Source organism: Collinsella sp. i06-0019-1H4 (genome assembly GCF_042849575.1).
GTDB lineage: Bacteria > Actinomycetota > Coriobacteriia > Coriobacteriales > Coriobacteriaceae > Collinsella.
Genome location: NZ_BAABYB010000001.1, coordinates 1,939,427 through 1,952,415, shown reverse-complemented (window position 1 = coordinate 1,952,415; position 12,989 = coordinate 1,939,427). Strand labels below are relative to the sequence as shown.

At 61.1% G+C, this 12,989-nt stretch carries 12 protein-coding genes; 9 read left to right on the top strand and 3 right to left on the bottom strand.

The window, feature by feature from the left end; translation table 11 throughout:
- Positions 1-110 precede the first annotated feature (110 nt).
- From ACGHEN_RS08640 to ACGHEN_RS08625, 4 genes are all read left to right on the top strand, one after another.
- Positions 111-2,753 carry an ATP-dependent Clp protease ATP-binding subunit gene (locus tag ACGHEN_RS08640; RefSeq protein WP_390398791.1) on the top strand — a complete coding sequence of 881 codons (2,643 nt, stop codon included), beginning with the start codon at positions 111-113 and terminating at the stop codon, positions 2,751-2,753.
- Between the two features lie 105 nt (positions 2,754-2,858).
- Complete coding sequence (locus ACGHEN_RS08635; RefSeq protein WP_390398788.1) at positions 2,859-3,218, top strand: type II toxin-antitoxin system RelB/DinJ family antitoxin; 360 nt, start codon at positions 2,859-2,861, stop codon at positions 3,216-3,218.
- The gene (locus ACGHEN_RS08630; protein ID WP_215694648.1) at positions 3,215-3,736 is read left to right on the top strand and encodes a PIN domain-containing protein; all 522 of its coding nucleotides are present in this window, start codon (positions 3,215-3,217) and stop codon (positions 3,734-3,736) included. Before ACGHEN_RS08635 ends, ACGHEN_RS08630 begins: the two co-directional genes overlap by 4 nt.
- Before the next feature lie 148 nt (positions 3,737-3,884).
- Entirely contained in the window at positions 3,885-5,342 is a 1,458-nt protein-coding gene (locus tag ACGHEN_RS08625; protein WP_390398785.1) for an aminoacyl-histidine dipeptidase, read from the top strand.
- A 128-nt stretch (positions 5,343-5,470) separates the two neighbouring features.
- On the opposite strand, the gene ACGHEN_RS08620 is transcribed toward ACGHEN_RS08625, so the two are convergent.
- The 3 genes from ACGHEN_RS08620 to ACGHEN_RS08610 form a co-directional block, all read right to left on the bottom strand.
- Positions 5,471-6,775, bottom strand: coding sequence for a type II toxin-antitoxin system HipA family toxin (locus ACGHEN_RS08620; protein WP_320677890.1), 1,305 nt, complete (start codon positions 6,773-6,775; stop codon positions 5,471-5,473).
- Complete coding sequence (locus ACGHEN_RS08615) at positions 6,776-7,162, bottom strand: multiprotein-bridging factor 1 family protein (protein WP_390398782.1); 387 nt, start codon at positions 7,160-7,162, stop codon at positions 6,776-6,778.
- A 172-nt stretch (positions 7,163-7,334) separates the two neighbouring features.
- Positions 7,335-7,913 (bottom strand): manganese efflux pump MntP family protein, encoded by a 579-nt coding sequence (locus tag ACGHEN_RS08610; RefSeq protein WP_195625126.1) that lies wholly within the window; start codon positions 7,911-7,913, stop codon positions 7,335-7,337.
- Between the two features lie 248 nt (positions 7,914-8,161).
- Between ACGHEN_RS08610 and disA the strand changes: the two genes are divergently transcribed.
- From disA to rlmB, 5 genes are all read left to right on the top strand, one after another.
- On the top strand, positions 8,162-9,202 hold the full coding sequence (gene disA, locus ACGHEN_RS08605) for a DNA integrity scanning diadenylate cyclase DisA (protein WP_369796797.1): 1,041 nt from the start codon (positions 8,162-8,164) through the stop codon (positions 9,200-9,202).
- Complete coding sequence (ispD, locus tag ACGHEN_RS08600) at positions 9,202-9,930, top strand: 2-C-methyl-D-erythritol 4-phosphate cytidylyltransferase (protein WP_320677888.1); 729 nt, start codon at positions 9,202-9,204, stop codon at positions 9,928-9,930. Before disA ends, ispD begins: the two co-directional genes overlap by 1 nt.
- On the top strand, positions 9,920-10,414 hold the full coding sequence (gene ispF, locus ACGHEN_RS08595) for a 2-C-methyl-D-erythritol 2,4-cyclodiphosphate synthase (RefSeq protein WP_006234975.1): 495 nt from the start codon (positions 9,920-9,922) through the stop codon (positions 10,412-10,414). Before ispD ends, ispF begins: the two co-directional genes overlap by 11 nt.
- Positions 10,415-10,417: 3 nt before the next feature.
- The gene (gene cysS / locus ACGHEN_RS08590) at positions 10,418-11,884 is read left to right on the top strand and encodes a cysteine--tRNA ligase (RefSeq protein ID WP_390398780.1); all 1,467 of its coding nucleotides are present in this window, start codon (positions 10,418-10,420) and stop codon (positions 11,882-11,884) included.
- Positions 11,885-12,071: 187 nt separating this feature from the next.
- Positions 12,072-12,986: a 23S rRNA (guanosine(2251)-2'-O)-methyltransferase RlmB gene (gene rlmB / locus ACGHEN_RS08585; protein WP_390398778.1), complete on the top strand. Its 915-nt coding sequence runs from the start codon at positions 12,072-12,074 to the stop codon at positions 12,984-12,986.
- Positions 12,987-12,989 lie beyond the last annotated feature (3 nt).

The following is a 12,989-nucleotide window of genomic DNA, read 5'->3' as shown; positions in this document are numbered from 1 at the left end:
TTATAGATATTCCTCCAGCTGTTAACATAGACAACCTGTGGGTAAAGAGACAAAAGCGCCGCCGACGGGCGGGCGTTTTGATTTCGATGAACTCATGTAAGGAAACGAGCATGTTAGATAGATTTACCGATCGAGCGCGCAAGGTCATGTCGATGGCCAAACAGGAGGCGCTCGATCTTCATTCAAATAAGGTGGGCACCGAGCACCTGCTGCTCGCGCTTGCCAAGGAGGACGAGGGCATTGCCGCCGAGGCACTGCGCTCGCTTGATATCTCCTACGACGACATCATGGACACCCTCAAGGAGGTCCAGACCACGGTTCCCGAGCCCAGTGAGGAGACCGAGGCGGCTAAGCTCGCCTTTACGCCGCTCGTCATTAGCGTTATGGAGCGTTCATTCCGCGTGGCGCGTGAGAATAACCAGACCTACGTGTCGACCGAGCACTTGCTGATCGGCATCGTCGAAGAGGGCAACGGCATGGCCATGGACATCCTCATGCGCCTGGGTGTGTCGTCCGCCTCTATCAAAAAGGCTATCGAGAAACTCACTGCCAAGGACCAGGACAAGAAGCGTCCGCTCGCCGGCGCCGGTGCCGGGCGTCCCGGTGCGGGCCTGCCGTTCTTTAGCGGCTCGGATGCCTCTCAGCAAAAGGGGAGTGGCACCGATACGCTTAAGCAGTTCGCGACCAACCTCACGCAGAAGGCGCGCGATGGCGAGCTCGACCCTGTAATTGGTCGCGAAAAGGAAGTCCAGCGTATGATGGAAATTCTTTCGCGCCGCACCAAGAACAACCCGCTCATTCTGGGCGACCCCGGCGTGGGCAAGACGGCCATCGTCGAGGGCCTGGCTCAGCAGATTGCAGCCGGCAACGTGCCCGAGAACCTCATGAACCAGAATATCTGGACGCTCGACCTGCCGGGCCTCGTGGCGGGTGCCAAGTATCGCGGCGAGTTTGAGGAGCGCCTCAAGAACGTGATCCAAGAGGCCACCGAAGCCGACGACGTCATCCTGTTTATCGACGAGATGCACACCATCATCGGTGCCGGTTCTGCTGAGGGCTCCATCGACGCGAGCTCTATGCTCAAGCCCGTGCTCGCGCGCGGTGCCTTCCAGATTATCGGCGCCACCACGGCCGAGGAATTCCGCAAGTACCTCACCAAGGACCCGGCCTTCGAGCGTCGCTTCCAGACCATCGATGTCGAGGAGCCGAGCGTCGAGGACACGGTCAAGATCCTGACCGCGCTCAAGCCGCGCTACGAGGAGCACCACCATGTGCGCTATACGCAGGGTGCTATCGAGGCCGCCGCGAACCTTTCCAACCGCTACATCCAGGATCGCTTCCTGCCCGATAAGGCCATCGACCTCATTGACGAGGCCGGTGCCCGCGCTCGCATCGCCGCGAATCGCGCGCCCGAGCCGGTGCGCGAGGCCGAGCATCGCATAGAGGAGCTCAAGGCCGCCGCGCAGGAGGCCACCGAGAGCGACGACATGAACAAGGCCGCCGAGATTACCGAGCGGCAGAAGGCCGCCGAGATTGAGCTCGCCGAGGCCAAGGCCGCCTGGACCGCCGAGCTCGACGCCAGCCCGCTCACCATCGATGTGAGTCAGATCGCCGATATCGTGTCCGTGACCTCGGGCGTGCCGGTGTCCTCGCTTACCGAGAGCGAGAGCCGTCGCCTGCTACAGGCCGAAAGCGTGCTCAAGACCCGCATTATCGGCCAGGACGAGGCCGTCGAGGCCGTTGCCAAGGCCGTGCGCCGCAGTCGCTCGCCGCTCAAGGATCCGCGTCGCCCCGGCGGCAGCTTTATCTTCCTGGGCCCCACCGGCACGGGCAAGACCGAGCTCGCCAAGACGCTCGCCGAGTATCTCTTTGGCAGCAAGGACGCGCTCATCAGCTTCGACATGTCGGAGTTCGGCAGCGAGTTCGAGGTCTCCAAGCTTATCGGTAGCCCCCCGGGCTACGTTGGCCATGACGAGGGCGGTCAGCTCACCAAGGCCGTTCGTCGTCACCCGTATTCGGTCGTGCTGTTCGACGAGATCGAGAAGGCGCACCCCGATATCTTCAACATTCTGCTGCAGGTGCTGGAGGAGGGCCGCCTGACCGATAGCCAGGGCAAGACGGTCGACTTCCGTAATACCGTGATCATCATGACGTCCAACGTGGGCGCCCGCGAGATTGCGCAGGATGCGAGCGTTGGCTTCGGCACCACCGGCGAGCAGGGCCTTACCTCGAGCGAGATTAAGGGCCGTGCGATGGGCGAGCTCAAGCGCCTGTTCCGCCCCGAGCTGCTCAACCGTATCGACGACATCGTGGTGTTCCAGAAGCTTTCGGGCGAGAACCTGACCAAGATCGCGCACCTGCTGGTGGACGACCTGCGTCAGCGTCTGATTGCCAACGGCATGAACATCAAGCTCACCGATGCGGCCTACGACAAGATCGTGGCCGAGGGCACCGACCTCACCAACGGTGCGCGTCCGCTGCGTCGTGCCATCCAAAAGCTCATCGAGGATCCGCTGTCCGAGGAGCTGCTGGCCGGCGAGTGGGGCGAGGGCGATACCGTCCTGTGCGATGTGGCCGACGGCAAGTTTGTCTTTAGCCATGGCACGGGCGAGATCCCGGCACCGCGTCCGGCGGGCACGCTCGGTGGCGATACCGCTCCGGCGGCGCCGCACACCGGCAACGCCGCGCCTGTGAGCAGTGGCGTGAGCTCGGGTCCCGGCGGCATGATGCAAGCCGGTTCCGGCGCGCTGTAGGGATTAACATAGCTTTGCGAAGGGGCACTCCTGTCGGGGCGCCCCTTTTTATGAGTAAATGGTGCTATACTCAAAATACAAATATGTATAGCAGAAGGAGCTAGCATGCCTATATCGGTACTCGACTCACGGCCGGTCCAGATGAATGTACGCATGGATCGCCAACTCAAAGAGGCTGGGGACGCCGTGCTGGCGCATATCGGCATGACGCCGTCTCAAGCGGTGCGGACACTTTGGGAATATCTGGTCGTCAACGGATGCATGCCCTCGAGATCGGGGATTGCGGTACCGAGCTCTAACGTGCCAGCGACTGCGTCGGTGGAATCAAGGGTTACGCAAGGCAGCCACATCGTGCGCGATGCGTGCCTCAAATATGGCATCCCTGTTCCCGACCTCTTGGGTGACTACGATGACCTCTATGAGGAAGCAATGGCGGAGCGCTATCCCGAGTGGGTGGAGCTATGAGTGCAGACGGCATTCTCAAGTTGCTCATCGACACCAACGTATGGATGGATTACTTTTCTGGAAGGTCGGACCGGACAGCGGATGTTGTCCGTCTATTCGAGATTGCCGATGTCTCGGAGCAGATTGCCCTGTTTGCCTCGTCTCTTTCAGTCAAAGATGTCTCGTATCTTGTCTCGGCGGCGATTAAGAGGGAGTGCCGAAGGAAGAATGGTTCGCTGAGCGATAACGCCATTGCGGCGGCGGACGAAACGGCCTGGGCATGCGTTCGGCAGATGCGCGAGCTCGCCCTCATCGCGCCGGTCGGTGCAGACGAGGTCTTCGACTCCTTTGTGTTCAAGTATCATCACAATGACTTTGAGGATGACCTGATGCTGGGCGTTGCCAATCGCATCGACGTCGATTACGTCGTGACGGAGGACAAAAATCTCATTAAGCATACCAATGGTGTATGCATAAACGTTGATCAGGCGTTGAGGTTGGTTGAAGGGTCCAGCGTCCCTTCGGCGCGGCCCGTCTAACATGCTTTATCTTGATAAAGTGGTGTTTCCCCGCCGTTAGCCGATGATGCGGGGGCGCTCGGCGTTTTCGACTGGTTTATGCACGCAAAGTCTGGGAATATACAAGGCGCATGTCTTACTGTCTAACCAGTTGCGCCAAGGAGGCACCATGGACTACAAGATTACCGGCTACGAGCCCGCCCAGCTGTTCCATTTCTTTGAGGAGGTCAGCGCGATCCCCCGTGGTTCTGGCAACGAGAAGGGCATCAGCGATTTCCTGGTCGCGTTTGCCAAGGAGCGCGGTCTCGATGTGTATCAGGACGAGGTCTACAACGTCATCATTCGCAAGCCCGCATCTGCCGGTGCCGAGAATGCCCCGACCGTAATGCTGCAGGGCCATATCGACATGGTGTGCGACAAGTTGGGCTCCGTCGAGCACGACTTTACGACCGATGGTATCGACCTGGTCGTCAAGGATGGTGTCCTTACCGCCAACGGCACCACCCTGGGTGCCGACAACGGCATTGCCGTCGCGCTTATGCTTACCGTGCTCAACGACGATTCGATTACCCATCCGGCCCTCGAGTGCGTATTCACCACCGACGAGGAGACCGGCCTGGTCGGCGCCGAGACGCTCGACAAGTCCCAGATTAGCGCCCGCACCATGATTAACCTTGACTCCGAGGAAGAGGGCGTTGCCACCGTCAGCTGCGCCGGCGGCGTCGTCGTTACCTACACGTGCCCGATCGCGCGCGAGCACAAGACCGGTAGCACCCTCACGCTCGACATCTCCGGCCTGCTGGGCGGTCACTCCGGCTCCGACATCAACCTGGAGCGCGGCAACGGCAACCTTATCATGGCCCGCATCATCGACCGCCTGATGGTCGCCGGCGAGCCCGCCATCGTCAGCTTTAACGGCGGCACTAAGGACAACGCCATCAACCGTGAGTGCAAGGCCGAGCTGGTTTACGCCGACCACGCTGCCGCCGAGGCCGCGGCCCAGATCGCAAGGGGCATCATCGCCGACGTCACCGCCGAGCTTGAGGTCTTCGACCCCGGCTTTACCTGCACCGTCGAGATTGCCGACGACGCCGAGGTCGAGGCCATGGACCAGAAGTCCGCGCTTGCCCTCATCCGCGCCCTGCGTCTTGCCCCCAACGGTGTGATTCGTCGCAACGTCGCCACCGACGGCTCCGTGGAGGTTTCCTCCAACATCGGTGTGGTTGCCACTTCTGATGACGAGGTCAAGATCATGTTGTCCCCGCGCTCCTCGATCACCTCGCTGCAGAACGAGTTCAAGGACCGCCTGCAGACGCTGGCCGATGTCCTGGGCTTCGACGCCAAGTTTGAGTTCGAGTATCCCGGCTGGAGCTATGCCGAGCATTCGCCGGTCCGCGACGTCTTTGTCGAGAGCTATCGCGAGCTCTTTGGCTCCGAGCTGCGCATCGAGTCCATTCACGCCGGCCTTGAGTGCGGCCTGTTTGCCGAGGCCCTGCACGGCCTGGACGCCATCGCCGTGGGCCCGACGCTCTCCGATGTCCACACCCCGGACGAGAGCATGGAGCTCGCTTCTGCCGAGCGCTTCTACGAGCTGCTCATCGACGTCCTCAAGCGCCTTGCCGCGTAAAGGTTGCGCTAGCAGCAGTCCGAGCCACGTGCTAGCGGATTGCAAATGACATTACGTGAGGGGGCACCCGAGCTTTTGCGACGGGTGCCCCCTCTCTTTTGTTTGAAAAATGGGAAATAGTCTGGTGTCTAGTCCATTTCTGCCCTGATGAGGTCGAGGGTGCGCTGGCAGTTTTCGCGGACGGGGCCGAGCATATGCTCGCGCAGGTCCGCCATGCCGGGCAGGTCGGCGTATTCGTCCATGACCTCTTCCATGCAAATGGGCACCTCGTAGGCGAGGTCCATCATGGTCGCAAAGCAAAACTTCTCGGATGGCCCGGCATCGGTGAGCGTCGCCTCCAGCGCGGGGTCTCCCATACCGTGGTATCGGCGGATAGCGCCTGGACCGATGCGCCCCACACGATTTTCGCCGCCAACGCTCATGGCAAGGCGCGCTTTTCGCCGCATACGTTCGTATGCTAAGCCCGATGCGACATCGTACATGGGTGCGAGTGCCGCGTTTGTGCCTTTGCCAAGGATGAGCGAGTAGTTTTTAGCGTGTGCGTCAGGCGCTCCGATAATGGCGTTATAGAACAACATATAGGTAAAAAGCACAAGATTCATGTGGTGGGGGACTGTGTTAATCAGTCGTTCTTGGATGTCTCGTGTAGTTGGTCCTCCGTCGGCGGTGTATTTCTGGCTTGGCAATACACCGAGCGCCTGGCAAAAGTCCTCCTGATGCAGCCTTTCGATATTTCCGCTGCTATTGACCATTCTGTCGTACCGTTCAACGACGAGCGCGGCTTCGTCTTCAAATGTGTAATGGGAGACGTTGGCAGTTGGAATGCCAACACGCCGAGCCGTTTTCATGCAGACGAATTCGTTTAAGGCCTGATGTTTGAACCCAACGACACCATTTTTGAAGATATGGGTAGTGGGGGATGACCCTAGACATTCGCACCATTGGCCATCATGCCAAGCTAGTGCAAATTTGCCTTGATTGCCGCCCAGGGACCAGCTTTCGTTGGAGCCCATCCATGTCTCTCTTTCGTCATCGCGAATTGCTTTGAGCTTGTGAGCGATTTGAGAATTGGTAAGCGGGCGGTATGCCGAGACCCTGCCGCGGGCGGCGTCTAATTGATCGGCTCGACAAAACTGAACGGCCCCCGCGCAGTCAAGACCGATATGGCACAAGAGGGCGACGGGGTTGTTGGATGCAACATCATGCTCGGTGGCAATAGCGCGACGCTGCTCTTGACTGTCGGGCAAAAGGCCAAATAGGAACGGGCGGACGATGTTATGGCCATACGTGCGATTGGAAAGCGGCATTGTTAGCGATAACGGTGCTCCGCGATAGGTTGGGGCGTATGCAAAGCTGCAGAGTCCATGCTCGTCTTGCCGGAGAGTGCCGGCGATTTCGCCACAAATGAGGGTCGTGAGCTCCATCTCTGCCATTTATTTCACAACCTTGCAGCCAAAGGAGAGGTTTGAAGTGCCGGAAAGGCCTTGCTCGGCTGCGATTTGGGCCAGCAAGGCACCATAGGAAGATGGCGTTCCTTGTCGAGTGGGTCGTCTGCCTACGCTTGGCTTTGGCAGGGTATTCGAGTTCGCGATAGGGAGGTTCACTATCGTCGCCGGATGTTCGGAGGGCGATGCGATGGAGTCGTTATCGCTTTGCGCGAAGAGACCTATGCCGAGTGCGTTAAAGACGGTCAGCAACTTGTCGAGTCGAATGCCCGTGGCGTCTCCCAGCTCGAGCGATGCGAGCAGGCGCTCCGAAACACCGGCTTTTTTAGCGAGGGCCGCACGGGTGATCCCCTGCGCCTCGCGCGCCTGACGCACGTAGATGCCGGCTTGCGCGGTGTGGTGATGGGAAAGGTATCCACGGCGATCTCCTAACGTGCAGACTTTTGCATATCAGTATGACATGCAAAAGTCTGCACGAAAAGGCATTATGCAAAACTCTGCATGAGGCCTTGTGCTGGCGTTGAGTTTTGAGCGATTATGTTTGGCGTTACAGCGCCAAAATCCCCAGATGCTCAAGCAAAATCTTAAGCCCAATGAGGATGAGCACGACGCCACCCACGACGGTGGCAGGCTTTTCGTAGCGCGCGCCAAAGGTGTGGCCGATTGCTACGCCGGCGACGGAGAAGATAAACGTCGTGATGCCGATAAGCGACACGGCGGGAACGATGTCGACCGAGAGCGCGGCAAACGAGATGCCCACGGCGAGCGCGTCAATTGAGGTGGCGATGGCGAGGATCAGGTACTCGCCCAGGTCAATCTTTTCGGCATCCTTGTCGTCGCCTTCATCCTCGTCCTCGGTATAGGCCTCCCACAGCATTTTGCCGCCGATGAAGGCGAGCAGGATAAAGGCGATCCAGTGGTCGATGGGGCCGATGATGCCCATAAACTGGCTGCCAAGCGCCCATCCGATCACGGGCATGCCGGCCTGGAAGCCGCCAAAGAACAGGCCGAGCACTACGGCGACCTTAAGGTTGATCTTTTTCATGCCGAGACCCTTGCAGATGGAAACGGCAAAGGCGTCCATCGAAAGGCCAACGGCGAGCAGCACGAGCTCTGCGAGTCCCATAGTCTGGCTCCCTCTCTGCGGGCGAGCCCGATTACGCGACTACTCCCTCATTTATATGAGACCCGATGCTACCACACGGGCAGTCAAAAGAACCCCGTCCCAAATGAGCTACCTAAGCGGTGTTCGCTCATTCTGTAAGCATCGGATTTCGCAAGCGCCGCAGGGGCAAACCGTGAGAAACTTATTGACGTTTATGGAGCGTATACGATGGGAGCGATGCCTTGGATAAGAACGAGCTGCAAAAGCGTATGGAACAGGCCATCCGCCTGACGGCACCTGGTCAGCCGATCCGCACCGCCCTCGACATGATCATCGCCGGTCACCTGGGCGCCCTTATCTGCGTCGGCGACACCGAAAACGTGCTCGCTGCCGGTAACGACGGCTTCCCGCTCAACATTTCGTTCACCTCGAACCGTCTGTTCGAGCTCTCCAAGATGGACGGTGCCATCGTCATCGACGGCGACCTCACCCAGATCCTGCGCGCCAACTTCCACCTCAATCCCGATCCCTCGCTCGCCACGAGCGAGACGGGCATGCGTCACCGCACCGCCGCTCGCATGTCGGTGCTCACCGACGCCATCGTGATCTCGGTCTCGGCCCGTCGCGCCGTCGTCAACGTGTACGTCCACGGCAAGAGTTACGAGATCCAGCCCGTCACTACCATCATGAGCTCGGTCAACCAGCTCGTCGCCACGCTCCAGACTACCCGTCAGTCGCTCGATCGCTCCCTGCTGCGCCTGACAGCCCTTGAGCTCGACGACTACGTCACGCTCGCCGACATCACCGGCATCTTTTCGAGCTTCGAGATCATGCAGCAGGCAAAGACCGAGCTTAAGGATTGCATTGTCAAGCTGGGCAACCAGGGCAAGCTCGTGCAGATGCAGCTCGAGCAGCTCGCCGGCTCCAGCATGGATACCGAGTACGACCTGATGATTCGCGACTACGCGAGCGATTCCTCCGAGGCCAACGCCGAAAAGATCCGCGCCGAGCTGAGCCGCATGACGCCTAAGGACCTGTCCGACCCGCAGCACGTGGCGGCAGTTCTGGGCTATGACGACTTGGACGAGGACTCCGTCATGACGCCGCTGGGCCTGCGCACGCTTTCGCGCGTGTCCGTCGTGCGCGACGGCGTGGCCGAGAAGATCGTCGACGAGTATGGCTCGCTGCAGGAGCTCATGGACGACATCAGCGAGGATCCGGAGCGCTTGGGCGACTTTGGCGTCAACAACCCTGCCATTCTTGCGGACTCGCTGTACCGCATGAAGGGCACCAAACAGGGGAACGCATAATGGCGCCCGTATGCGCCGTGGTCGTTGCCGGCGGCAGCGGCCAGCGCTTTGGTAACCCCGGTGGCAAGCAGCTCGTTAACGTGGCGGGCCGTCCGCTTATGAGCTGGTCCATCCGCGCGTTCGACCGGAGCGACAAGGTCGGCCACATCGTGGTGGTGTGTCCTGCCGAGCGCCGTGCCGAGATGCGCCGCCTGGCCATCGACCCGTTTGACTATGACACGCCCATCAGCTTTGCCGATGCCGGCGATACCCGCCAGGATTCCACCCGTGCCGGCGTGCATGCGGTTCCGGCGGGCTTTGAATACGTTGCCATTCACGATGGTGCTCGTCCGCTCATTACGACCGAGGCCATCGACCACGCGATCGACGTGCTTGTGGGCGACCGCGCCCTCGACGGTGTCGTGTGCGGTCAGCCCGCGATCGACACGCTCAAGATCGTCGACGGCGATAATATCGTCGAGACGCCGCCGCGTGAGCTCTATTGGGCCGCGCAGACGCCGCAGATCTTTAGCGTCGATGCTATGAAGCGCGCCCACGCTGTAGCCATTGCCGAGGGCTTTATCGGCACCGATGATTCGTCGCTGGTCGAGCGCATGGGTGGGCGCGTCCGCTGCGTCCAGAGCCCGCGCGATAACCTTAAGGTGACGGTGCCCGAGGACTTGCGTCCCGTAACCGCGATTCTGCTTGGCCGCATGGCCGAGGGAGAGGACCTTCCCCATGTTCAGTAACCTGCGCATTGGCCATGGCTACGACGTCCACCGTCTGGTGGAGGGGCGTCGATGTATCATCGGCGGTGTCGACATTCCCTACGAGCGCGGCCTGCTGGGCCACTCGGATGCTGATGTGCTCGCGCACGCCTTGGCCGACGCCATTCTGGGCGCCTGCCGCGGGGGAGACATCGGCAAGCTATTCCCCGACACCGATCCCGCCTATGAGGGCGCCGACTCGATGGTGCTGCTCGCTCGCGTGATGGACTATGCACGCGAGCTAGGCTTTGAGTTTGTCGATGCCGATTGCACCATTGCCTGTCAGCAACCCAAGATCACCCCGCACCGCGATGCCATGCGCGCCAACCTTGCCCATGCCCTGGGCGTTGACGTCGAAAACGTGGGCGTCGCCGCCACTACGACCGAAAAGCTCGGCTGGGAAGGCCAGGGCGAGGGAATTGGCGCCTGGGCCGTCTGCCTGCTACAGAAAACCGTTAAGGAGTAACGAATGCGTATCTACAACAGCGCTACCCAAAAAAAGGAAGAGTTCCAGCCCATCGAGTCTGGCAAGGTCCGCATGTACGTGTGCGGCCCCACGGTCTACGACAACATCCACATCGGCAATGCCCGCACGTTCATCAGCTTTGACGTGATTCGTCGCTGGCTTATCGCGAGCGGCTACGAGGTCACGTTTGCCCAGAACCTCACCGATGTTGATGACAAGATCATCAAGCGCGCCAACGAGCAGGGCCGCACGGCCGCCGAGGTCGCGACGGAGTTCTCGGACAAGTTCATCGGCGTCATGCGCGCCGCCAACGTGCTCGATCCCGATGTGCGCCCCCGCGCCACCAAGGAGATCGGCCCCATGATCGCCATGATCAAGACGCTTATCGAGCAGGGCCACGCTTACGCAGCCGATAACGGCGATGTGTACTTTGCCGTGCGCAGCGATCCCAACTATGGTCAGGTCTCGGGCCGCAACATCGACGACCTTATGGTTGGCGCGCGCATCGAGGAGAACGAGGACAAGAACGACCCGCTCGACTTTGCCCTGTGGAAGGCCGCCAAGCCCGGCGAGCCCAGCTGGCCGAGCCCCTGGGGCGAGGGCCGTCCCGGTTGGCACACCGAGTGCGCCGCCATGGTGCATCGCTACCTGGGTACTCCGATCGACATCCACGGCGGCGGCTCCGACCTTGCCTTCCCGCATCACGAGAACGAGTGCGCTCAGGCCACCTGCGCCTGGCACCAGGGCTTCTCCAACACCTGGATGCACACGGGCATGCTGCTGGTAGACGGCGAGAAGATGTCCAAGTCGCTCGGCAACTTCTTTACGCTGGCCGAGGTCCTCGAGCAGCACTCCGCTGCCGCCCTGCGCCTGCTGATGCTGCAGACGAGCTATCGCTCGCCGCTCGACTTTTCTTGGGAGCGCCTGGAGGGTGCCGAGAATTCGCTCACGCGTATCGCCGGTACGGTCGAGAACCTGCGTTGGGCCGCGAACCATGCGACGGCCGATGCCGATGAGGCAGCATCCGAGGCGTTTGCCGCCAAGGCCGCCGAGACCCGTGCCACCTTTAAGGAGTGCATGGACGACGACTTTAACACCGCTGGTGCCATGGGTGCCGTCTTTGGCTTTGTGACCGAGTGCAACCAGTACCTGGAGCAGGCGGGCGACGCTGCCGACAAGGCCGCTGCCCTGGCCGCCGCCGATACGCTGGTCGAGCTGCTCGATACGTTTGGTGTTGAGCTTCCCGAGCCCAAGGTCGAGCTGCCGCTGGGTCTGCTGGGCGTTGCCGCCGGTCTGGTTGCCTATACGGGCGACGACGTGGACGAGGCTGCTGCCAAGATTCTCGAGGCCCGCGCCGAGGCCCGTGCCGCCAAGAACTGGGATCTGGCCGACGCCATCCGCGACCAGCTCAAGGACCTGGGCCTGACGATTGAAGATACCGCCGCCGGCACCCGTATTAAGACTCTCTAATCCCCGCGGGTTTCCCGAGCACCCGACCTTGCCGTTCAAACCGTCGCTCGCGTACTCAAGTACGCGTCGCTCCTCTTTTACGGCAATCTCGGGCACTTGGAAAACCCGTACCGACCGCCCGAATTAATATTTATGGGCGGTCGATTCTTTTGTCTTGTTTGAAAAGTGTTTTAAAGGAGGCCGTTTTATGGCCGACAATCGCAAGCGTGCGCCTCGTGGCGGCAAGCAGGCTGCTTCTGGCTCGCGTCCGATTCGCCGTAATGACCGCGCTGCCGCTCCCAAGGGCCAGCGCGATCGCACCCAGGCCGCACGTCCGCAGCGCGATCGCAACCGCGACAACGTTCAGGCTCCCAAGGGCGAGTTTATCGAAGGTCGTCGTGCAGCCGCCGAGGCGCTACGCACTGGTTTTCCCATCAAGTGCGCGCTCATTGCCGAGGGCGGGGAGCGCGATGCCGCCTTGTCGCGCCTGGTCGACGACCTCAACGCCGCGGGTGTCCGCATTAAGTATGTGCCGCGCGCGCAGCTCGATGCGCTGTCGAGCCATGGCGCCCACCAGGGCATTGCGCTCGAGGTTGGCAACTTCCCCTATGCCGATGTCGCCGATATTCTCGACCGCGCAGGTGAGGGCCCGGCACTTGTCGTAGTGCTCGACCATGTGACTGACGACGGCAACTTTGGTGCCATCGTGCGTTCCGCCGAGGTTGTGGGCGCGGCCGGCGTCATCATTGCCAACAAGCGCGCCGCCGGCGTGACCGTGGGCAGCTACAAGACTTCAGCCGGCGCCGTCATGCACCTGCCTATCGCGCAGGTGCCCAACATCGCCCGTGCGCTCGACGATCTTAAGGCCGCTGGCTTTTGGGTGGGCGGTGCCTCCGAGCACGCCGAAGGCAGTTGCTGGGATGCTCCCTTCGAGGGCCGCGTGGCGCTCGTCATGGGCTCCGAGGGCGACGGCATCTCGCGCCTGGTGCTCGAGAAATGCGACTTTTTGACCAAGCTTCCCCAGCGCGGCATGACCGAGAGCCTCAATGTTGCCCAGGCGACCACGGCGCTGTGCTTTGAGTGGCTGCGCCGCAACGCCGGCGAGCTCATGGGGGAGGAGTAGCGC